Here is a 22498-nt window from a genome sequence, read left to right as displayed (position 1 = left end):
AACTCCTCGAAAATCCAAAATATTATTCTGAGGAGTTTTATTTCCTTTTGACAATGCTAAGTTAGTACGCTATCGCTTAACACTTGAAACATAGGTTTCAATTTTATTTTACAACAATACCACAATTAAAAACATGACGGCATAGAGCATAAAAAAATGCTATCAAGCCTAAAACCCAATAGCATTTTTATATCATAAAAAGAGAAAATTATTCTCCTCTAATTCCTTTTACGAAAGTATTAATATCAGCAGGTAAGTCGTTTGACTCCTTGATCAATTTTACGAAAGCAGAACCAATGATAGCTCCGTTTGCGTAAGATGACGCTTGCTTGAATGACTGATTGTCTGAAATACCAAAACCGATCAATCTTGGGTTTTTCAATTTCATGTCTTCAATTCTTTTGAAGTAATCAATCTGTGCATCAGAAATACCTGTTTTTGCACCTGTAACACTTGCAGAAGATACCATATAGATAAATCCTTCAGTGTTTTCATCAATCTCACGGATACGCTCTTCAGAAGTTTGAGGTGAGATCAAGAATGTGTTTCTGATACCGTGCTCATCAAACATCTTTTTCAAGTTCATTTGATATTCGATCATTGGTAAATCAGGAACGATAATACCGTCAATACCTACTCTTTGAGCATCTCTACAGAAGTTCTCTAAACCGTATTGCATAATTGGGTTAAAGTAGCCCATTACAACCACTGGCACTTGAACTTCTTCTCTAAAACCCTCTAATTGTTCAAATAACTTATGCATAGTCATACCGCCATCCAAAGCCACTTGATTACTGTCTTGGATTGTAGGGCCATCCGCTACAGGATCTGAAAAGGGAATTCCAATCTCAATCAAGTCTACACCTGAGTCTTGAAGTGCTTTAAGAATTACTCTTGTATCTTCTAATTTTGGAAAACCTGCTGTAAAATAAATGTTTAAGACGTCTTCTTTCTTTCTCTGAAATAATTCATCAATTCTATGCATAGTTCTATCTGTTTGTTTTGTCACGAAAGTTACGGATTAAACATCAAAGTAACACCCTTACGGTTTGAATTCTTGTGAGTAAACGCACACATCTACAATTATTTGCTTTTTTTTCAATAATTATCTCAATATTTTTGTAGTGCAAAGGAACTATACTTGTGAATAAATTTAAAATCACACCCATCCTTTCGATAATTTATAATAAATCATAGAATCTGATAACAAAATGATAAACTTCTGGAAATACCAAGGCGCAGGAAATGACTTTGTAATGATTGATGACAGAGACAATAAATTTGACATTAATGATTATAAAAAGGTGGCTTTCTTATGCGATAGAAGGTTCGGTATTGGTGGCGACGGCCTTATCCTTATCCGCTTGAAGGAAGGATATGATTTTGATATGGTTTATTTTAATGCAGATGGACACCTTGGTTCTATGTGTGGCAACGGCGGTCGCTGTGCGGTACGTTTTGCACATACTTTAGGCTTGTTTGAAACAAAGACTAAGTTCTGGGCTGCAGATGGTGAACATGAAGCAGAGTTGGACGAATCCAATACAGTACATTTGAAAATGAACCCTCCTGGTGAGATTGAAATCAACCCTGACCACTATTTTATGGATACAGGTTCACCGCATTATGTACGTTTTGAAGATTCTTTAGAAAACTTCGATACGGTTGAAGAAGGAAAAGCAATCCGTCATAATGAGCGTTTCAATGAGGAAGGTACTAATGTCAACTTTGCAGAGGTGACAGGTGACCAAGCATTGACAGTTTACACTTTCGAAAGAGGTGTAGAGGACGAGACATTGGCTTGTGGCACAGGAGTTACAGCATGTGCAATTGCCGCTAATATAGAAAAAGGAATGCCTTCTCCAATCGCTGTAAAAGTGAAAGGTGGGCAACTTGCTGTTGGATTTGAAAAAGACAGTGATAAAAAATACAACAATATCATTCTTTCGGGACCGGCTACTCCTGTTTTTGAAGGAAAGATTGATGCATAAAGATACTTTTGAGTGAAATACCTCATTCGTAAAAAATAGCCTTTATCTAAGATTTTTATTTAGACAAAGGCTATTTTTATACCTCAATATTTGCACAAAAGTAAACAAACTCCTAACTTCTATACAGTAGTCCTTTTTTACTAACCTCAGCAAACCATTGCTCGCATTAAATAAATATGAAGCGCCTCCTTATAGCAATATCAATCGCAAGCCTCTTCGGAAGCTGTTCCTCTCCACTCTCAGTAGCTGAAAAGCACTTTCTTAATGGTGAATATCAGCCTGCTATTCATAAATATGAGAACATTGTCTCTTCGGATAAATATACCAAAGAGAAACCTGAAGCTTATTTTAAAATAGCGGAAGCTTACCGTCTGTCCAACCGACTTGTCGAAGCTCTTCCCTATTACAAAAAAGCCAAAGACAGCGGATATGAGAACATGGATATGTACTATTATTATGCCTATGGTTTGGAGCTTCAAGGGGATTATGAGAAGGCTAGAAAATTATTTTCAAGATATGCTAAAGAAGGAGATGACCGTCAGCTGATCCGTAGAGCAAAAGACGAGATCAAGCAGATTGATATGGTGGACAGCCTTTCAAAGGTAGTTGACCCGTTTATTGAGGTAACAAAATGTGATGCAATCAATACGGAAGCTTCTGAATATTCTCCAATGTTCTTAAAAGGAGATTTGATTTTTGCTTCTACTAGAGATACAAAAGATGCCGTTTATCATGGTACTGGTGAAGGTTATTCAAGTTTATATCGCTATACTTTTGATAAAGCAGACAGCTGTAATGGTACCGTTACTTTCTTCGACAGCTTAATCAATAATCCTAATTTCCATGAAGCTTCGGCGACTTTCAACCGTGAAGGTACGTATATGATTTTCGCCAAAAGCAACAGCGGGCATCACAAAGAAAACTACAAAGAAGTTGACCTTTATGAATCGAGATTGGAAGGTGGAAAATGGACAGAACCTACAATATTAAACATCAGCAGTCCTCAATCATGGGACGCCTGCCCTGCCTTATCTACCAATGGAAAAACACTTTATTTCGCTTCTAACAGAAAAGGCGGTTATGGTGGTATAGACATTTACAGATCGCAATTAAATACAAATGGTTCATGGGGTAAGCCTAGAAACATGGGACCAAAAATCAACTCAAGAGGTAATGATATGTTCCCATTTGTGGCTCCTACTGGTAAAATGTATTTCGCTTCAGACGGACATCCCGGCTTAGGTGGTTTGGACCTTTTTGAGGCCACTCGTAAAAACAAGAAAATCTCTATCAGAAATATGGGGAAACCTTTCAATTCTTCTGCGGATGATTTCGGACTTGTATTTTTGGAAAAACGCTTTGGTGCTTTTACTTCCAACAGAATTGAAGGTGGTGGAGAAGCAGCAACAGATCATATTTATTTCTTCTCTGACAAGACACCTATTTTAAAACCCGTCAATTATTTCTTAGCGGGAACAGCTTTCTCTACTAAAGATACCTCTCGTGTATTATTAGCAGGTGTTGACGTTGTATTGTATACTCCAGAAATGGAATTGATTGAAAAAGTAGTTTCCAATAAAGACGGACGCTATGAATTCAAAACACAACTGACCATGGGTGATGAATATATCTTGACAGGAGATAAAGAAAAGTATTTCAAAGATTCTGTTTATTACACCACAGCCGACAAAGAAGTGGATCAAGACGATGTTAAAGATCTACCGGAAAAAATTGTGAATTGGACATTAGAGTCTGAAGTAGAATTAACGAAAGATTTCTATGATGAATTAGTAGAGGAAGGAGAAATCACACTGAATAATATCTTCTATGATTTTGACGATTACAGAATCCGTCCTGATGCGGCAAGAGAATTGAATAAATTAGTAACGCTCCTTAAACAGCACCCTAATATCAGCATCGAGCTAGGTTCGCATACCGATGACAGGGGTTCTGAAAAATATAACTTAAAACTTTCTCAAAAAAGAGCGGAAGCGGCTGTAGAATACATCGTCAGTAGAGGAATTGACCCTAACCGCTTGGAAGCAAAAGGTTACGGAGAGCTTCTCCCTGTAGAATTCAATGCTGAAACAGAGGAAGAACATCAGCTGAACCGTCGTACTACTATTGCACTTTTGGATGATATTTAGAAGTTCGGAGAAATCGTTTCTACATAAAAGATCGTACCGTTAGAATTTTATATTAATCTAACACTTAAAATACAAGTCACTCTTTTATTAATATCATGATAAAAGAGTGACTTCTTTTTTTACTGACTTTGATTAAATGCTACGGACGAGAACTGAAGAGCATAAGCATCCTCAAAAAATTTCTTTAAGAAAGGATATTCTTCTGGCAGGAAAATCATTTTATTCAGTCTAAAGTCCACCATTATCATCACTTCATTTCCGTTTGGTGCAACGACATACCTAAAACTGCCACTTTTATTATCAATAAGATTCATCCTTGTTGAAGTAGGCAATTCCTTAAAACTAAATCCATCAGGAAGTTTTAATTTCACCGTAAAAGCTCTTCGCAAAGGATACGGGAACTCTACAGGATATTTTCTTTCTTCCAATTTGAAAGGACTCTCCATAATATCCAAAACCTGAAGTGGATTAATAATAAATGAATCCCCTGCTCTTTTTATACAGTTTTCAATTTCAAATTCAACCGTTTCTATTGGAGTATTCCCCACTTTTTCAACTCCTTGAATCGCATAAGAATTTACGATTAAGCCCTCATGCTTTTCCTCTATTTTTCCGATCAACACTTCCTTGTCTGAATCTTTATTATATTCTTCCAGAAAATCTACTGCGTTATACCCTTTATGAACTCCTTTATATGATCCTTTCACCGTTAAATCAGGAGTAATTTCCAAGTCAATATTCTTAAAAAACTCATCTTTAGAGAGGGAGGGAATAGTTACAAACCGGCCATTCACTCTTAAATTATCTGACATGACGACACCCTGATAATTCAAGGCTTTTTTAGGCAAAATATTAAATGGCAAATCTTTAGAAGTGGCATCTAAAAAGTATTCTTCTCCATCACATTGTATGTATACAATCAAGTACCCGAGTCGATATAAACTTGGATTCAATCTTTCAATTTTACCATTTGAGCGAGTATTTCCCAATAATGCGAAAGCAGATACTCCTACCTCTCGAAGTGCATTGACCAGCATCAGGTTGATTTCAGCCACATTTCCCTTTCGTTGATCATAAGCTTTCTTCAACCCTCCTTCACCTACTGTTATCCCCTCTTGACCATTCCAAGTCATTCTTTCTTGTATTAAAGTATAAACTTGCTTTGCCCTTTCTATTTTATCATCTGTACTGTTTTTAATCTTTTTCAAACTGGATTTCATATAACCCACTTTACCTAATTCTCCACCACAAGATTTCGACATCAATAAAAGTTTCATGATATCATGCCAGGTTGAATAATTCTCTTGGGTAATAATATTCGTACGGGAAAATTCAATTTCAATCTTTGCTTTTTTGTCATTTGGAGCCGACATATGAGGTTCTTCTCTAAAAGAAGGTATATTCTCCTCTCTCCAGTGCCTTATAGTAACAATTTGATTATTATCTACTAACCCCATGTTGAAGTTGAAAAAAATATTCGTGGTACTACTTGGTAGTTCGGTCAGTGGATAAAAGGCTGAATTTCTGACATGGAATGAAACTACATTAGGGTATTTAAATATAAAATCACTCACCTTCACCGGAATATCTTTCTGTGCTTCCCATTTAGAGAAATAAAACCCGCCTCTCTTGATATAAGAATACTCAATGATAGAACCGACTTTTACATTTCTGAATGAGATCTTTTTAGACTTTGCATAATCAGTTAACTCTTCTTCATAGATATTCTCCGGTCTCAATTCTTCTTTAATGAGCTTGTTGTTCACCAAATTATAAACATTTCCCTTGATAGCACGAATACTCCCTCCACCGTTTTGATACTTCAACAATAGATCAGCATATTTTAGACCTTCTGTTTTAAGAATCTTTATTCTCACTGTTCTTTTTAATGCTGATATTAAAAAGCCATTACCGTTCTCGTACCAAAGTTCTCCATAATCACCCACATAATAAGCCACAGCGGAAGTGTCTACCTCATACCTTTCAGATAAAAACTCTTCCTTCGTCATTGCTCCGAATTCAAAATCTTGAGTGACAGATTGAGCAACTGAAAAGAAACTACATTGAAAAAATATTGATAATAGCAGTAATAATTTCTTTTGATTCATTTCGATGATAATTGTTGAGTAATAAACATAATGAAGAGGTGAGAGGTAAAAGTTAAGAATGAAGAGTTAAGGTGGTTCGTGCTGTGGTTTAGGAACCATTTTTCTTAACTCTTCATTCTTACTTAAAATACCTCGGTCCTAACTTATTCCAGATCTTCTTCATCCTTATAGTCAGGCGTATATTCCAACCAAAAAGTTCTTGAATCAAAAGTTCTTACCTCTTTCATAAAGTTGTAATATGCGCTGTACTTTTCTTTAGCATAAACGCCTCCTTTAATAGAGAACTTTCTGATCAAACGGATAGTGTTTTCATTCTTCTTCTCCACTGAATTAGAATACGATCCAAATTCTGTTTCCAATGTTTGAACTTCAGGAATATTTTTCAACTTCATTCCTTCCAGCAGGTAAACATCTACAGTGTCTATATCTGTGTAAGGGTAATCGATCACAAAATCGGTCTTTCTTGATCTATACCTTTTAGGCTGTTTATAATCTCCTTTATAAGGGAAAAGTACAAAAGACATCCCTCCATTCACTAGCTTGCTGTAATTACGCACATTTACAGTATAATCCATTGTAAATGTAGGATCAGGATAATGCATATCATCATCAACTTCAATGGACTTTACTTCAGAAGAGCTCAATGCGTATCTCTTCAAGAATTCTTTCTTCAAATCCTCTTCAGATTCTCTGACCAAACGGGAATAATTACCATATTGATAACCTTTAGCCTCCATATGAGATTGTACCCAAATGCTCTTATCCTGTTTCAGCTTGACCACTGTTGACCTCGATTGAAGATTGTCTTCTGCTGTATACTGTTTGGTGTTGACTAGCTTACTTTTGCCTTCCTCTATCACCAATGCTTTTCTATTTCCTGTGAAACTTCCTATAAAGCCAAAAGGACTGGTTTGAGAAGTACATTCCAACCAAACGGTATCTTGTTCTACAATATCAGGAAGACATAAAATGGCATGATTAAACTGTGTACCTACCATATCCTCATCCAATGTACTATATCCTCTTCCTGCCTTGATGATCACATAGCGGGCATCAATTCCCACTGCCTTCATCAGATTGTAGGTATAGTTTGACAAACCTTTACAATCACCATACCCTTGTTTATGGATAGAACTCGCTGGAAATGGTTTATAACCACCAATTCCCAGTTGAATACTCACATACCTGGTCTTGCCTTGCATGTATTCATAAATCAACTTTGCTTTTTCTATATCATTGGGAGCATCTTTGGTCAGTTCCTTTACTTCAGCTATCACATCAGGTGAAAGGTCTCTCGTCCCTTTATTCAAACCGACAATATAATCACCAAAATCTGACCATGTATCTAGACTTCCTTGCGTCTTCTCGTATGTAAAATGATAGGGTTGTACGGACACATTCGGAAAAATTTCTTTAAAAGGAACGCTTCTATTTTCTTTCTTCTTAGCCGCATAATTTTCAAGACTCCATTGATATACATCTTTTCCCTCATTTACGGTTTTTGCGTAAGATGGTATATTCTTTTCCTTGATTCTCAATTTTGTCCCTTCAGGCACACTAACAGAAAACTTTGAAGATAACACTGCTTCCCTATAATGATTCACAGGATACCATTTTGGATAGGCAAAAATACCATCAAACGCCAATGTATAATGATACTCCACCACTGCAGGATAACTTGTGATAACAGGCTCTATGGCTTTCACTCTATCATCAGTTACATAACCAGCATAAGGACTTGTTGCGACATCAATGATATCAGAATCCTTGAACTTTTTGGGCTTTTTATACCCCTGTTCCAGCAGTGTACCTTCTAGTTGTGTCACCTTTGTGCTTTTATCATAATGTACAGCCAAAGCCGCCTTTTCAACGCCATCGCTATTAAGGACTAGAAACTTTTCATGAAAATATAATTTAACATCTTCTTCGCTCTCAACCACCAAATCCATTTCCGATTCCAAAAGCACTATATCTGCACTTTTTAAAAGCTTTTCATCAATATCCCCTTGTGCGAAGGCTTGTGAAAGAGAAAAACAGAAAAGCAGTGTAACTATAAAACTCTTCATATTTTCTTATTGATTTTGTACTAACACAATAGGTGAATCCTGAAACGATATGGCATCTTCAATAAACTGCTTCAAATACGGATACTCATCAGGAGTGTATACTAATCGGTTGAGTTTAAATGTTACCAATACTGTAAGCAGTCTTTGACTTGGGGAAACCAAATAACGAAGACTTCCACTTTGTCTATCAATCAAACTAATCGCCGTTGGCTTAGGTATTTCTTTGATACTGAATCCTTCCGGAATAGTCAATTGCACCATCAATTTTGTCTCTCTTTGATAAGCATATTCCACCGGGTACCTTCTAGTTTCCTGTTTGAAAGGGTTTTTCACCTTTGATAATAACTTTAATGGATAAATAACATAGGCATCACCTACTTTTCGAAGTCCTTTATCGTACTCAAAACTGTATTTCTCCACCACATCTTCATTAATATTATCGATCCCTGTAATCTCAAAATTATCAATCAGCATTCCTGAACGGGAATCTTCTATTTTTGTAAGGTATTCGTCTTCATCATCACTAGACTTATATTGATTTCTCTTTATAATAGCTTCATACCCTCTGTGTATCCCTTTATATTGCCCTGTTAAACTTAAATCAGGTTCAACTGTGACTTGTAAAGATTCTACGATTTCTTTTTTAACAGTCGGTGCGATAGAAATAAAAGTGCCATTCACTCTATCATTATCAGACATGATAACCCCTTGATAATTCAGTGCTCTTGCTGGTAATACATTAAAAGGATGTGTTTTTGAAGTAGCATCTAGAAAATAAGTATTTTCACCGTCCATCACATAGGCAATAACATATTGCAACTGCGTTAATGCTGGATTTGACTGTACCACTTTTCCACCTGCTCTAACATTCCCCATCAAAGGAACTGCAGTCACTCCCACTTCTTTCAAGGCGGCTACTAACATCAAGTTAATTTCAACCACATTTCCTTTTCTCTTCTGATAAGCTTTTCTTGTTCCACCCTCTCTCACATAACGACCATAATTCTCATCCCATGTCATTCGGTTCTGAATCAAATTATACACCAGCATGGCTCTTTCCAACGGAACATCAGTTTTACTTTTGATCGCTTCCAATTCCTCTTTCATAAAAGCTGTTTTCTTAAGCTGTCCTCCACAGTAAGGGCTTTTTTGCAAATTGGTCAATACCGACTTCCAGTTGGTAGAATATTGCTTCATACCATTTTGTGTGGTAGACAATTCCATCTCCAAGCGAGCCATATACTCATGAGGAGAAGTCATAAAAGGTTCTTCTTTAAAAGCGGGAATATTCTCATGTCTCCATTGACGGACTGTTATTCGCTGATTAACGGTCTCTTCCATGTCTGTAAAACGAAATACCTGACTAGATACAGTCTGCTTTAACTCATTGATAGTAAAATATCTCGAATTCTTCACATCATAAGTTAAGTACTCAGGAATCTCAAACCTGAAATCACTAACCAGGGTTGGAATAGTTCTTTGTGCCACCCAGTCATCCGGTGCATAAATAAAGTCAGACAGCTTTGTATAAGAATATTCAATTACTGACCCCACTTTCACATTTGGCAATGAAATCTTTACAGACTTCCTGGTTTCGGTAACATCCTCCCTGAAAACATTGTCATTATCCAGCTTCTCTTTCACAACCTCTCCATTCACCATATTATACACATAGCCTTTAATAGAAGAGATACTTTCACTCGAGGACCCTTGATCAACATAACGTAAAAGAACATCAGCATAATCCAATCCTTCTTTTTTAAGTATTTTAATTCTTACGTGACGAGAAAAGCTTGTTCTAAAAAAATCCCTACCACCTGTAAAGGATAAACGGCCAAAATCACCAACTACAAAAGCAACTGCAGAGGTATCTTGTTCATAGGTAGTTAAAGCAACTAATTCGGGCTCCACTTTTCCCATTTTCATTTTTTTAGGTGGAATTTGAGCAGAAACAATAGTTCCAATCATCAAGAGCAGACACACCGCCATTAATCTTGTTAGCATAGATTATGATCTTAATTTAGTTTTACAATAGTTTTAACGGACACCAATAATATTCTGTAGAAAAGAGAATATGTAGTTCACTTAATAATCAATCTTAAAGATCATCAAAACCTATAAATAATCAAACAGTTACGTCTACAAATTGTTATATTCTAAGATTTTCTATAAAAGAAATTTATAAGTACAAATTCAAAATCATCTAATACTATTTATTGTTTTGTGATTACTTCTTTCAAAAAACTTTTAATAGAACCACTATTCATACGTTTTTTAGCACTGTACTAACAAAAAATAAATTAGAATCAACTATGATTTATTTTTGACTTTGTACTTACTTTTGTAAATACAACTCAAATATGTTTTGCAATACGATATGAAAAAAACGGTTATAATAGGTGCTACTCCTAATCCATCAAGATATGCTTTTTTTGCTGCCGAACGTCTAACGCAAAAAGGTCATCCTATTGTTCCACTAGGAATAAAAAAGGGTAAAGTAGGAAATGGCATTGAAATCATTAATGACAAGCCTCCAATAGAAGATGTAGACACCGTAACGATGTATGTTGGTCCACAGCGACAAGAAGAATGGATTGATTATATTATTTCATTAAAACCCAAAAGAATCATTTTCAATCCAGGTACAGAAAATCCATTGTTTTATAAAAAAGCAGCAGCAGCGGGCATTTTCACCGAAGAAGCTTGTACGCTCGTTATGCTATCCTCACAAACTTACTAATGTTAAAAGTAGCTTATCATCCTCGCTATGAGTATCCTGTGGAAGAAGGACACCGTTTTCCGATGGATAAATACCCTTTGCTCAAAGAACAGCTCTTATTTGAAGGAACAATCACAGAGGAAAATCTTTTTGCACCACATCCTGTAAAGGAAGAGGACATACTCACCACGCACACTTTAGAATATTGGGAAAAATTGAAAAACCAAACTCTTACGTATCATGAAGCACGTAAGATTGGCCTTCCCATGTCTGAAGATCTTATTTTAAGAGAGCTTATTATCACACAAGGTACCATTGATTGTGTTGAATTTGCTTTAGAATATGGTGTGGCAATGAATATCGCCGGTGGAACACACCACGCTTACTCCGAACATGGAGAGGGATTCTGTATTCTCAATGATTTTGCTATTGCCGCTAACTACCTTATAAACAAAAAAGGCTACAATAACATTTTAATTCTTGATCTTGATGTACATCAGGGCAACGGTACTGCCGAAATATTCCAAAACATCCCGGAAGTTTTCACCTTCAGTATGCACGGGGCCAATAATTATCCTATGAAAAAAGAAATTTCTGATTTGGATATCCCTTTAGAAGATGAAATGAACGATGCCACTTACCTTTCTATATTAAAGGAACAGCTTGAAAAACTGTTTGATGAACTAAAACCTCAATTTGTTTTCTTTCTTTCAGGCGTTGATATTCTGTATTCTGATAAACTGGGAAAACTCGGTCTTACTATACAAGGTTGTAAAAGCAGAGACGAGATGGTTTATCATAAATGTCATGAAGAAGGCATTCCTGTTGTAACAAGTATGGGGGGCGGTTACTCCAAAAAGTTGAGCACAATCATCGAAGCGCACGCAAATACCTTCCGAGTTGCAAATAATATTTATTTCTAGACTAACATTTAGGAGGAATATTATGAATATTAAATAGAAAATAGGATTATTGCACAGAAAAAGAGATACACTATTTGATTTAGCGCAAAAGGACAATCTTGCTTTCAAAATTTATATTAATCTTCTAAAATAAGAAGACTCAACATTTAATATTATCTATCTTAGATTAACAAATTATTAATTTAGATATATTTAATTAAAGAATACTTAGGAATTGAGTTACTTTGCGATCTCTAATCCCTACTATTTTGTTGGGGTTTTGATTTTGTTGTATTTACATTAGATATGGAATTTGGAATTTTTGAGTTTCTAAAACTTGTAGGAGCACTCGGGCTGTTCATCTACGGAATGAAAGTGATGAGTGAAGGTATACAGAACGTTGCTGGAGATAAGATGAGAAACATTCTTTCGGCAATGACCTCCAATAAATTTGCAGGTGTTTTTACGGGATTCTTAATCACTACTATCATTCAATCCTCTTCGGCTACTACCGTAATGGTAGTAAGTTTCGTAAATGCAGGATTACTCTCCTTAACACAGTCTATTGGTGTAATTATGGGGGCCAACGTTGGTACTACAGTTACCGCATGGATCATCTCCATTTTAGGCTTTAAGGTAAAAATGTCAAAACTGGCATTACCAATTATCGCCATCGCCTTTCCAATGATGTTCTCTGGTTCTAAGAGAACGAAAGACTGGGGTAACACCCTAACAGGATTTGCCATCTTATTTATTGGTTTACAGATGCTTAAAGAATCTGTACCAGAGTTTACGCATGAGCAGTTATCCTTCATTGAAACATTCCAAAACCTTGGTATTTTCGCACCTGCTGCCTTCGTAGTAATAGGTACATTGATCACTATTGTAGTACAATCTTCAAGTGCCGCTATGGCCTTGACACTCGTATTATGTAGTAAAGGTGTAATTCCATTTGAGATTGCAGCAGCAATGGTTCTTGGTGAAAATATCGGTACTACAATTACAGCAAACCTTGCAGCAGTTGTTGGTAATACAAATGCCAAAAGATCAGCACGTGCTCACCTTATTTTCAATGTGACAGGTGTAGTATGGATGCTATTGGTTTACCCGATATTCTTAAAAGGTGTAGTATACTTTATGATTAATCACTCTAGTTTTGGTGACCCTACTACTGATGCTGATGCTGTTCCGATTGCATTATCAATCTTCCATACATCGTTCAACATCATCAACACTTCAATAATGATCTTCTTTGTAAATGCAATTAGAAATGTTGTAGTGAAAATGGTACCAGAATCAGAAGATCAAGATGATTACAGCCTTGAGTTTATTTCTGACGGCAGACCGATTGCCAATGAGGCGGGTGTAGAGCAAGCAAGAAACGAAATCAAACGTTTCGCTCAGATTATTGCAAAACAGACCACAACAGCTAGAAACTTATTCAGTTCTGGTAAAGAAAATAAAAAAGAGAGAAAAGGTTATATCTCTAAACTTAGAAAAGTAGAAGAGAATTCTGATAGAATGGAACAGGAAGTTTCTGATTTCCTATCTAAAATCTCTAGAGATCAATTGCTTTCTTCTTCTCAAATTGACGAAGTGAAAAACCTAATGCGTGCTTCTCATGAGATTGAAAGAATTGGTGATATCTACAAAGGAATGACCTTTACTGTCGAGAAAAGATATGAAGAAAAGATTTGGTTAACTGCTGCTCAGCAAACTGACCTCAACGATTTCTTAAACATCGTGGATCAAGCTTTTGAAGTGATGATTGCTAATATTGAAGCGGATAAAGTGGATTTAGTAGCGGCTCAAAAGGCAGAAAAAGTAGTGAACCAAAAGAGAAAAGAATTACGTAAGAAACACCTTAACCGTTCTGAAATCAACGAGGAAGAAGTTTCTACAGGTGAAATTCTAGCTTATAATGACCTTCTGTCTTCTATGGAAAGAATCGGGGATCACATCCTCAATATTTCTGAAGCATTTGCTGGAGAAGAAGAATAAGATTACAATTATAACTTCCTATAAATAAGCCTCTTCCATAAAAGGAAGAGGCTTTTTTTATATCATTTAACGGTTTTCTTGTTCCTATAAACATTTTATTGCGTATGTTTGCTTTCTGAATAGTATTATTTTAGAATTCAATCTTTTAATAAATCATTCCTTGAGTGATTTTTAAAGAATATTAAACATCATATTTTTCGCAGCAATGGATCAGAATACACTGCTAGATTTCGAAAAGCCTATCGCTGAGCTTGAGGCGAAACTTGAAGACATGAGAGATCTTGCATCTAAAAATAATGTAGATGTAAGTACAGCTATAGAAGAGCTTGAAGACAAAATTGTCCAGCTTAAAAAAAGTACTTTTGAAAACCTAACTCGTTGGCAAAGAGTACAACTTTCTCGTCATGCTGACAGACCTTATACACTAGACTATATCTACCAAATTACTGACGACTTTGTAGAACTTCACGGTGATAGAGCCTTTGGAGATGATAAAGCAATGGTAGGTGGTTTCGGTACTATCGACGGAAAAACATTTATGTTGATCGGTCAGCAGAAAGGTAGAAATACGAAACAACGCCAAATGAGAAACTTTGGTATGGCTAATCCTGAAGGTTACAGAAAAGCGCTTCGCTTGATGAAACTTGCAGAGAAATTCAAAAAGCCTGTTGTGACGTTTATTGATACTCCAGGTGCATTCCCTGGTCTTGAAGCAGAAGAAAGAGGTCAAGCGGAAGCAATTGCAAAAAACTTGAAGGAAATGTTCAAATTAACAGTTCCTGTAATCTGTATTGTAATTGGTGAAGGTGCTTCTGGTGGTGCTTTAGGTATTGCTATCGGTGATTCAGTAATGATGCTTGAAAACACTTGGTACTCTGTAATTTCTCCAGAATCTTGTTCTTCAATTCTTTGGAGAAGCTGGGATTACAAAGAACAAGCGGCTGAAGCATTAAAACTTACAGCAAAAGATATGGAATCTTTCGGTTTGATCGACAAGATCATCCCTGAACCACTTGGAGGTGCTCATACTAACCCTCAAGAAATGTTCAAAATCATGAAAGAAACTATCCTTTCTGAAACTGCTGAATTAGAAAACCTAGACACAATAACACTTAAGAATAACAGAATTGAGAAATTCTCACAAATGGGTGTTTTCGAAGAATAATCAATCACTGATTATTTTTATAGATCAAAGCGATTTTAGGTCCATCCTAAAGTCGCTTTTTTATAAACTTACTTTTAGCTGAAAGGCAATATCATGCTTTGAGTTACCTTCTATTTCATCCCACCCACTGCCTATTACAGTTCTATCGTGGTAGAAAGTATAAGACCACCGTCCTATCAAACGAAACCTTCTGGAAATTCTATATTTTAGAAGTACATAATTCTTCCAACCTTTTCCATAATAAGGAGGAAATGAAAATACATACTGTAAATTCTTCTCATAACTATACAGCCTTGAATTATAATCATCTGTAGAAAAATAAGCAATGCGTGTGTCTAGCTTTAAATCATCAAAAAGTGAAGTACTTAAATCTTGTGCTAGCAAATATCCAAAACTATCTTCTTTTCCCTTGTAATAATGTACCTGTACAGTTGGCTTTAAAGTAATTTTTCTGTCTTGAATAATGGCACCTAATGTAGCCTTTTGACTGGTTTCATGGATGAGCACTGGTTTATGATAATCTTCTAAAGTGATGTACTTCCCCCTTTCAAACATTGATAGATTGAGAAATAATGTACTATTTTCATTCAACTTCAGTTTGCTTCTGCTTCTAAATTCAAAACCCTCTACACCAACAGTATTTCTATAGGTAGGAAATGGAAAAGAATATAAATCAAGATAGCCTTCCAATAGAAATTTCTTTCCTTTCTTCCATTTAAAACCAAAATAAAAACCATCCTCATTGGTCGTATTTGTACTTTCTGAAAGGGAATTCCCAAATAGTGATATATAGTTGTGAGCATAATCCCGAAAAGAAAAAACAAGATCAAATCCTTTCTTCAAACTGATGTAAGAGGAAAAAATATACGCAGTGCCACCAAAATTTGAATGGGCAATCTCTGAAAAGAAAGACAAATTTCTCCAATAATAATTAAAGTCCACACTTAGGTTTGCAGATTGCGTTCCTTTAAAAACAGAAAGTGAATCTTTTCTGACTCCTGAATCAATATAATTGGAATACTCGTTGGTCAGAAAGTTCAACCCAATATTCAAGGCATCAAAATTACTTTCAACTCTTCCTCCTAAACTCCTTAATGAAATCTGACTTCTTTTATCTATTTCACGTGAGGTTCTATGTAAACCATTACTCACAATTCTAGTCGTATCAGAAGCATAGGCATCTATCTTTTTTAAACTTCCCATCAAAGTCAATTTCACTTTATTCAACGGTTGCAACGTCACCAAACCTCCTCTAAAAAATCCACTTTCAGTTACAGAAGTATAAGGCCGTCCTTCTGATACCGCACGAGTGATATTCAAAATAGGATCACCTCCTTTTCCTAAAAAATAGCCACCGCCAAACACTAATCCTTGTCCACCAATCATCTGATAGTCTCCTATCAATAATTGCTGTACCACACCATCATTTTGAATACTGAGATGAGCAGAGGTAAAATCAAAACCGAGATGATGTCTCGAAGGATTCCAGTCCCAAACCTCACCTCTATCCTGTTGTATAGTCAAACCAAAACTGTAGCTGTTCCGTTTAGACCACAGTATTTTCTGCTGAAAGTAAGCAGGCGCGCCTAAATAATGCTCTTCCAAAAATCCTTTTGAAACAGGTGTTGTCAATCCAAAATTACTTAAAGCATAATGTAAATCAGGCTCCTTCAACTGTTCTTTCCTGCTCAAACCTTCTTCATTAATAGTCGATACATAAGTGCACGCTTTTACCAGTTGAACTAAAGTATCATCCCAACCTTCTATCCTTTTCAATTCATTGGTACTGACAAATGCCCCATATGTTTTTTTATACTTTTCAAAAGATGAGACTTCATCATAAGTCAACCCAAACAAAGTCTGCAGGCCCCAAGCTTTCATCCTATTCAGGTTTTTAGGATTTCTATGAAATGACAACCAATAATCCACCTCCTTCGGAGAAAGAATTTCTAACTTATCTTTTGAAAAAATACTTTGGAGCCAAAGCATCTCTTCCTCATTAGATTGTGCCTGCACAACCATAACCTGCAAAGCCAATACGATAAAAAATAGAATCTTTCTCATGACTTCTTTATGGTATAGCAAAGTGAAAAGGCATGTGTCCAACCCAAAACTTGATGTACTTGAAAGGCATAGTCCATCAGCCACCTTTTATAACGTAATTGAGAGCCTAAACCGATTCTAACAGAAGGAAAAGTAATACCGCTGTAAATCCTGAAGTGATCCATCAATTGATAAGTGATAGCACTTCTTGAAACAAAAGACTGGTCACTTTCTTTTTCAATTAATGTACTTAGATGAATGGACTGATCTATAGTATAAGCTATTCCAAAACGGAAAATAGAGGGGATCGTTAATTCTAATTCGTCTACAGCATAGCCTTCATTAAGAATATTCTGTCCGTGAAAAGACAATTCTAGCTTTTCATTTAATTGAGTATTGACACCAAAATTAAATGTAACCGCATGCAATCTTCGAATAGTACCTCCTCCTATCTGATTAAAATTCAAACTCCCTCCTAACCGAATAATGCCAACTTTTTTTCCAATACCTAAAGTCACAGACTGTTCATTAAAATCCGCATCTCCAAACTTCTGAAATGAAGTAGCTAAATGTATTTTCCTTGTAGGAATAATAGAAGAGAAATTGAAAGTAGATAACGCAAAAGATTGATGTGCCATACGATGACTTACTCCTGCCGACATATGTTTTGCTTTTGAGATGTTAGCAATAGCATTGACCGATGACCACACATCAGCAACAAATAAGTTGGCGTCTGTTCTGCCCAAAGAGGAAGCTCCAATTTTATGCAAAGAAGTGGTGGAATAAATAGTTTGAGCTTGCAATACCCCTACTGATATACAATAGAATAGGAGTATTCTTAATAGATGAATCATTAATTTAATTTAGATATATAGTTAGCCTTAATTTATGATACAAAAAAGAATCGTCAGCTTTTCCGAATCAACTAAAATTTAATAGATCTCTATCTACTTTCATAATAATCAGTCGAATATTGTGAAGAATTGAGGAAAGAATTGTATTTTCAATGTTCAATGATGATATTAACTTATTATCAATCGAAGTTAGAGGAAGAGAGAGAGATTCAATGAAAGAAAGAAAACAGCTTAAAAATATATTACTACTGGGATTGCTATGGCTTATGTACACCCCCGCCTTTGCCAATTACATTCTAGTACCGATGGATCATTCACAAACCAATCATTTAAAAGCTTACGGTGTCACGTATTGGGTGCTTCAAAAAGATGTGGAAGCAGAATGGTTATTGAACTTTAGAGGAGGAAGCTTCTTATTCAAATACGCACAGGATTTTGAGAATGAGATGATTGTCAGAGGGGTGAGTTATGAAGTCATTTCTGATGCTCAAGTAGTCGGAATTAAAAGGGAAATCGAACACCCTGAATCCAACATGGATATTATGCGTTTGGACGTTCCGCCAAAAATCGCCGTTTATTCTCCACCATCAAAAATGCCATGGGATGACGCTGTAACCCTCGTTTTAACCTATGCAGAAATACCTTACGATGTGATTTTTGATGATGAAGTGATCGCTGATCTTCTTCCAAAATACGATTGGTTGCACCTTCATCACGAAGATTTTACGGGGCAATATGGTAAATTCTTCAGAGCATACGGCAGACAAAAATGGTACATTGACAATCAGAAGAAATTTGAAGCTTCTGCCCACAAACACGGTTTTGGTAAGGTTTCTCAATTGAAACTAGGTGTTGCTAAAAAAATCAGAGATTTCTGTGCTGGCGGTGGATTCCTTTTCGCAATGTGTTCTGCAACTGATACCTATGATATAGCACTTTCTGCTGAAGGCGTTGACATTTGTGATTTTATGTATGATGGAGATCCTGCAGACCCAAATGCACAATCAAAATTAGATTACTCTAAAACTTTTGCCTTCAAGGATTTCAAGCTATACATGGATCCTTATAAGTATGAATATTCAAATATTGATAATCAATACTACGAAAGAGGATTAACGGAGAGCAATGACTTCTTTAAATTATTTGCTTTCTCAGCAAAATGGGACCCAATCCCTACAATGCTAACGCAAAACCACGAACAGAACATCAAAGGCTTTATGGGACAAACTACGGCTTTTAAAAAGCATTTAGTGAAATCTGATGTGATTGTATTAGGAGAAACAAGTGAGGCTAATGAAGTTCGATATATTCATGGCACTTTCGGAAAAGGTACATGGACATTTTATGGAGGTCATGACCCAGAAGATTATCAACATCTAGTAGGTGAAGAACCAACAGACTTGAACCTTCATCCTAACTCTCCAGGCTACCGTCTAATTCTCAACAATATCCTTTTCCCTGCTGCAAAGAAGAAAAAGCAAAAGACTTAAGCCATGCCCGACATTTCTTCTTTTGGGGAACAAAGCTTTTTGATCAGCATTATTTACTTTCTTCTTCTTCTTCCACAATGGATCACTTGGGGTATCATTGCTCCTTTAAACCTATGGAAAAAAAGAACGCTTCCGTCTGCTAAAACAGTACCGGTAAGTATTATTATTGCAGCAAAAAATGAAGAAAAGAATCTCACAAAACTTCTCAATTCTTTAATCCGACAAGATTACCCAGATAGTTTTGAAATCATAGTAATCAATGACCGGTCTACTGATGAAACTTCACTGATTATTGATCAATTCGTCAGCAAATATGATATGATCAAAAAAGTGGATATTACTGTTACGGATAAAAGCTGGAGTCCTAAAAAGTATGCTCTTTCCCTAGGGCTAAAAAAGGCACAATATCCTAACTATCTTTTTATTGATGCAGACTGCTGGGTAGAAAGCAATCAATGGATTGCGACAATGGCCCCTTACTTCAACCAATACGAAATACTTATTGGCATCGGTTTATACAAAAAAATAGACAAAAGCTGGGTTTCCAATATAACACAGTTTGAAACCTTTCATACCGCAATTCAATACAGTTCATATAGTAATATCGGAATAAATTATATGGCTGTGGGAAGAAATTTTGGATATACAAAAAATATTTTTGATAATGCTAATGGCTATCAAAAGCACAAAAATGTATTGAGCGGTGACGATGATTTGCTTGTGAATCAAATGTCAAATTCCAGCAACACTGTAACAATCATTCATAATAATGCACTAACCTATAGCTTACCGGAAAAAGACTGGAAAGCATGGTTTAGACAAAAAACAAGACATGTCAGTGCTAGTTATCATTATAAATTTTCAAATAAATTACTTTTAGGTACACTTAGTGCTTCGCACATATCAGTATATTTTATATATTTACTAATGATACCGCTAGATATGGCAAATTTATTGCAACTCTCAGTACTACTCTTGATCCGTACACTATTGATGATAGTATGTTTCAAAAGGTTTACAGCAATGGTAGGTGAGAAAATCAAGTGGTGGCATATACCAATTTTGGACCTAATGCTAATTGCATATCAAATATTAATAGGAGTATCCTCTGTGATCTCAAAGCGAAAAACATGGATTTAGACAGACAGTTTTCCCAAAAGGCGCTTGAAGATTTTGAATTAATAGACGAAGCGATTGAAGGTAATGAGCAGGCTTACGCACAGCTGATGGGCCGTTACCGTAAATCGGTATATCATACGATATTAAAAATGGTTAGAAATGTAGATGATGCAGAAGATCTGACCATTGAAGCTTTCGCTAAAGCATTTAAGAATCTCTCCAAGTTCAAAAAAGACTACACATTCAGTACGTGGTTATTTAGAATCGCGTCCAATAATGCAATTGATTTTATTCGTAAAAAGAAATTAGAAACTTACTCTATCGATGCTGAAGTGACCAATAAAGACGGTGACACTATGAGCATGAATATTCAAGATTCTGGCCTTACCCCTCAGGAAGAGGCTATTAAAGCTCAGAAAATTCAGATTGTAAGAGAGTTTGTAAGTCTACTTCCTCCAAAATACCAAAGACTCGTAAAATTGAGATATTTTGAAGAGAAATCTTACGATGAAATTGCTGAAGAACTTGAAGCACCTCTAGGTACTATCAAGGCACAGCTGCACAGGGCAAGAGAATTACTTTATGACTTGGCGAAGAATAGTAAAAATATTCTTTAAGAAAAGAACTTCTTGTAAATGCAGCATCAGTACTCTTGAAAATACTGATGCTGTTTTTTTTATAACACTATGTGTTATTATTGTATAAAACAGTTTTATAAATAACAATTTAAAAATTGTTTTTCTACATTTACACCGTAATCTATCTAGAAGGCCAAAACATTAATTTTCAACGGCCTTAGCGGTTATTTTCAAACAAACCAACTATCAAAATATTATGAAATTAGCAGTTGTAGGCGCCACTGGATTGGTTGGCGAGCAAATTCTAAACGTCATCGAAGAAAGAGGTTTCAAATTCGATGAATTATTACTCGTTGCATCAGCTAGATCAGCTGGTAAAGTAGTTACTTACCAAGGTAAAGAATATACAGTTGTCACTGCAGAGGAAGCGATTGCTCAACAGCCTGATATTGCTATCTTCTCAGCGGGAGGTGCATCTTCATTAGAGTACGCTCCAAAATTTGCTGAAGCAGGAAGTACTGTAATTGACAACTCATCAGCATGGAGAATGGATCCATCGAAAAAGTTGATTGTCCCTGAGGTAAACGCTAAATCTTTAACAAAAGAAGATAAGATCATCGCAAACCCTAACTGTTCTACAATCCAAATGATTGTGGCAATTGGTCCTTTGCATGAAAAATATAAAATCAAAAGAGTTGTTGTATCTACGTACCAGTCAGTAACTGGTTCTGGTAAAGCAGCTGTTGATCAATTATTCGACGAAAGAGCTGGAAAGGAGGCTAACATGGTTTACCCTCACCAAATCGACTTGAACGTTCTTCCTCACATTGATGTATTCCAAGACAACGGATATACTAAAGAGGAAATGAAGATGATCAACGAAACAAAGAAAATCTTAGAAGATGATTCTGTAAAAGTTACTGCTACTACAGTTCGTATCCCTACTGTAGGTGGTCACTCTGAGTCAGTAAACATTGAGTTCGAAAACGAATTTGATGAAGCTGAATTACGTCAGATCTTAGCAGAAGCTCCTGGTATCATCATCCAAGACGATCCTGCGAACAACGTATATCCTATGCCATTGACTTCTCATAACAGAGATGAGACATTTGTAGGTCGTATCCGTCGTGACGAAACGCAAGAGAAAACAGTAAACATGTGGATCGTTGCTGACAACCTTCGTAAAGGTGCTGCGACAAACACTGTTCAAATTGCTGAATATTTAGTAGAAGCAGGATTAGTATAGTTTTAAATCAGATTATATTTATATCCAAAACTGAGGTAATTCATTTTGCCTCAGTTTTTTTTATTTATA

At 35.9% G+C, this 22498-nt stretch carries 16 protein-coding genes; 10 read left to right on the top strand and 6 right to left on the bottom strand.

All coding sequences use genetic code 11. The features are described from left to right. Window positions 1-208 precede the first annotated feature (208 nt). Entirely contained in the window at window positions 209-985 is a 777-nt protein-coding gene (gene trpA / locus HHU12_RS00735; RefSeq protein ID WP_169654223.1) for a tryptophan synthase subunit alpha, read from the bottom strand. 226 nt (window positions 986-1211) lie between these two features. Between trpA and dapF the strand changes: the two genes are divergently transcribed. Both dapF and HHU12_RS00725 read left to right on the top strand, forming a co-directional pair. Beyond that, window positions 1212-1991, top strand: a complete 780-nt coding sequence (dapF, locus tag HHU12_RS00730) for a diaminopimelate epimerase (protein ID WP_169654222.1) — start codon at window positions 1212-1214, stop codon at window positions 1989-1991. A gap of 176 nt (window positions 1992-2167) precedes the next feature. Continuing rightward, a complete protein-coding gene (locus HHU12_RS00725) occupies window positions 2168-4138 on the top strand; it encodes an OmpA family protein (protein WP_169654221.1) in 1971 nt (656 codons plus the stop codon). Window positions 4139-4257: 119 nt separating this feature from the next. On the opposite strand, the gene HHU12_RS00720 is transcribed toward HHU12_RS00725, so the two are convergent. From HHU12_RS00720 to HHU12_RS00710, 3 genes are all read right to left on the bottom strand, one after another. After that, complete coding sequence (locus tag HHU12_RS00720) at window positions 4258-6246, bottom strand: DUF3857 domain-containing protein (RefSeq protein ID WP_169654220.1); 1989 nt, start codon at window positions 6244-6246, stop codon at window positions 4258-4260. 143 nt (window positions 6247-6389) lie between these two features. Then, window positions 6390-8312 (bottom strand): DUF3857 domain-containing protein, encoded by a 1923-nt coding sequence (locus tag HHU12_RS00715; RefSeq protein WP_169654219.1) that lies wholly within the window; start codon window positions 8310-8312, stop codon window positions 6390-6392. A gap of 6 nt (window positions 8313-8318) precedes the next feature. After that, entirely contained in the window at window positions 8319-10316 is a 1998-nt protein-coding gene (locus tag HHU12_RS00710) for a DUF3857 domain-containing protein (protein WP_169654218.1), read from the bottom strand. A gap of 373 nt (window positions 10317-10689) precedes the next feature. On the opposite strand from HHU12_RS00710, the gene HHU12_RS00705 reads away from it, so the two are divergent. The 4 genes from HHU12_RS00705 to HHU12_RS00690 all read left to right on the top strand — a co-directional run bounded on the left by HHU12_RS00705 (window position 10690) and on the right by HHU12_RS00690 (window position 15099). Further along, complete coding sequence (locus tag HHU12_RS00705; RefSeq protein WP_169654217.1) at window positions 10690-11052, top strand: CoA-binding protein; 363 nt, start codon at window positions 10690-10692, stop codon at window positions 11050-11052. Next, window positions 11052-11954 carry a histone deacetylase family protein gene (locus HHU12_RS00700; protein ID WP_169654216.1) on the top strand — a complete coding sequence of 301 codons (903 nt, stop codon included), beginning with the start codon at window positions 11052-11054 and terminating at the stop codon, window positions 11952-11954. The genes HHU12_RS00705 and HHU12_RS00700 overlap by 1 nt, the downstream gene beginning before the upstream one ends. Before the next feature lie 285 nt (window positions 11955-12239). Further along, entirely contained in the window at window positions 12240-13934 is a 1695-nt protein-coding gene (locus HHU12_RS00695) for a Na/Pi cotransporter family protein (protein WP_169654215.1), read from the top strand. Window positions 13935-14139: 205 nt separating this feature from the next. Further along, window positions 14140-15099, top strand: coding sequence for an acetyl-CoA carboxylase carboxyltransferase subunit alpha (locus HHU12_RS00690; RefSeq protein WP_169654214.1), 960 nt, complete (start codon window positions 14140-14142; stop codon window positions 15097-15099). A 60-nt stretch (window positions 15100-15159) separates the two neighbouring features. Here the strand turns inward: HHU12_RS00690 and HHU12_RS00685 are convergent, their stop codons facing one another. Then, window positions 15160-17163: a hypothetical protein gene (locus HHU12_RS00685; protein WP_169654213.1), complete on the bottom strand. Its 2004-nt coding sequence runs from the start codon at window positions 17161-17163 to the stop codon at window positions 15160-15162. Further along, the gene (locus HHU12_RS00680; RefSeq protein WP_169654212.1) at window positions 17160-17996 is read right to left on the bottom strand and encodes a hypothetical protein; all 837 of its coding nucleotides are present in this window, start codon (window positions 17994-17996) and stop codon (window positions 17160-17162) included. Before HHU12_RS00680 ends, HHU12_RS00685 begins: the two co-directional genes overlap by 4 nt. Before the next feature lie 266 nt (window positions 17997-18262). On the opposite strand from HHU12_RS00680, the gene HHU12_RS00675 reads away from it, so the two are divergent. The 4 genes from HHU12_RS00675 (at window position 18263) to HHU12_RS00660 (ending at window position 22429) form a co-directional block, all read left to right on the top strand. After that, a complete protein-coding gene (locus HHU12_RS00675) occupies window positions 18263-19486 on the top strand; it encodes an asparagine synthetase B (RefSeq protein ID WP_169654229.1) in 1224 nt (407 codons plus the stop codon). 3 nt (window positions 19487-19489) lie between these two features. Further along, entirely contained in the window at window positions 19490-20626 is a 1137-nt protein-coding gene (locus tag HHU12_RS00670; protein ID WP_169654211.1) for a glycosyltransferase, read from the top strand. Beyond that, complete coding sequence (locus tag HHU12_RS00665; protein WP_062618524.1) at window positions 20617-21222, top strand: RNA polymerase sigma factor; 606 nt, start codon at window positions 20617-20619, stop codon at window positions 21220-21222. Before HHU12_RS00670 ends, HHU12_RS00665 begins: the two co-directional genes overlap by 10 nt. Window positions 21223-21439: 217 nt before the next feature. Beyond that, entirely contained in the window at window positions 21440-22429 is a 990-nt protein-coding gene (locus tag HHU12_RS00660; protein WP_169654210.1) for an aspartate-semialdehyde dehydrogenase, read from the top strand. The last annotated feature ends 69 nt before the right edge of the window (window positions 22430-22498 follow it).

The sequence above is a fragment of the Flammeovirga aprica JL-4 genome, assembly GCF_012844305.1.
GTDB lineage: Bacteria > Bacteroidota > Bacteroidia > Cytophagales > Flammeovirgaceae > Flammeovirga > Flammeovirga aprica.
The sequence above is the reverse complement of the archived record's forward strand: the minus strand, read 5'-3'. Positions and strand labels throughout refer to the sequence as shown.

Excerpts from the sequence above, each read along its gene's own strand:
- trpA (WP_169654223.1), bottom strand. The coding sequence starts at position 985 with ATGCATAGAATTGATGAATTATTTCAGAGAAAGAAAGAAGACGTCTTA.
- dapF (WP_169654222.1), top strand. The coding sequence starts at position 1,212 with ATGATAAACTTCTGGAAATACCAAGGCGCAGGAAATGACTTTGTAATG.
- HHU12_RS00725 (WP_169654221.1), top strand. The coding sequence starts at position 2,168 with ATGAAGCGCCTCCTTATAGCAATATCAATCGCAAGCCTCTTCGGAAGC.
- HHU12_RS00720 (WP_169654220.1), bottom strand. The coding sequence starts at position 6,246 with ATGAATCAAAAGAAATTATTACTGCTATTATCAATATTTTTTCAATGT.
- HHU12_RS00715 (WP_169654219.1), bottom strand. The coding sequence starts at position 8,312 with ATGAAGAGTTTTATAGTTACACTGCTTTTCTGTTTTTCTCTTTCACAA.
- HHU12_RS00710 (WP_169654218.1), bottom strand. The coding sequence starts at position 10,316 with ATGCTAACAAGATTAATGGCGGTGTGTCTGCTCTTGATGATTGGAACT.
- HHU12_RS00705 (WP_169654217.1), top strand. The coding sequence starts at position 10,690 with ATGAAAAAAACGGTTATAATAGGTGCTACTCCTAATCCATCAAGATAT.
- HHU12_RS00700 (WP_169654216.1), top strand. The coding sequence starts at position 11,052 with ATGTTAAAAGTAGCTTATCATCCTCGCTATGAGTATCCTGTGGAAGAA.
- HHU12_RS00695 (WP_169654215.1), top strand. The coding sequence starts at position 12,240 with ATGGAATTTGGAATTTTTGAGTTTCTAAAACTTGTAGGAGCACTCGGG.
- HHU12_RS00690 (WP_169654214.1), top strand. The coding sequence starts at position 14,140 with ATGGATCAGAATACACTGCTAGATTTCGAAAAGCCTATCGCTGAGCTT.
- HHU12_RS00685 (WP_169654213.1), bottom strand. The coding sequence starts at position 17,163 with ATGAGAAAGATTCTATTTTTTATCGTATTGGCTTTGCAGGTTATGGTT.
- HHU12_RS00680 (WP_169654212.1), bottom strand. The coding sequence starts at position 17,996 with ATGATTCATCTATTAAGAATACTCCTATTCTATTGTATATCAGTAGGG.
- HHU12_RS00675 (WP_169654229.1), top strand. The coding sequence starts at position 18,263 with ATGTACACCCCCGCCTTTGCCAATTACATTCTAGTACCGATGGATCAT.
- HHU12_RS00670 (WP_169654211.1), top strand. The coding sequence starts at position 19,490 with ATGCCCGACATTTCTTCTTTTGGGGAACAAAGCTTTTTGATCAGCATT.
- HHU12_RS00665 (WP_062618524.1), top strand. The coding sequence starts at position 20,617 with ATGGATTTAGACAGACAGTTTTCCCAAAAGGCGCTTGAAGATTTTGAA.
- HHU12_RS00660 (WP_169654210.1), top strand. The coding sequence starts at position 21,440 with ATGAAATTAGCAGTTGTAGGCGCCACTGGATTGGTTGGCGAGCAAATT.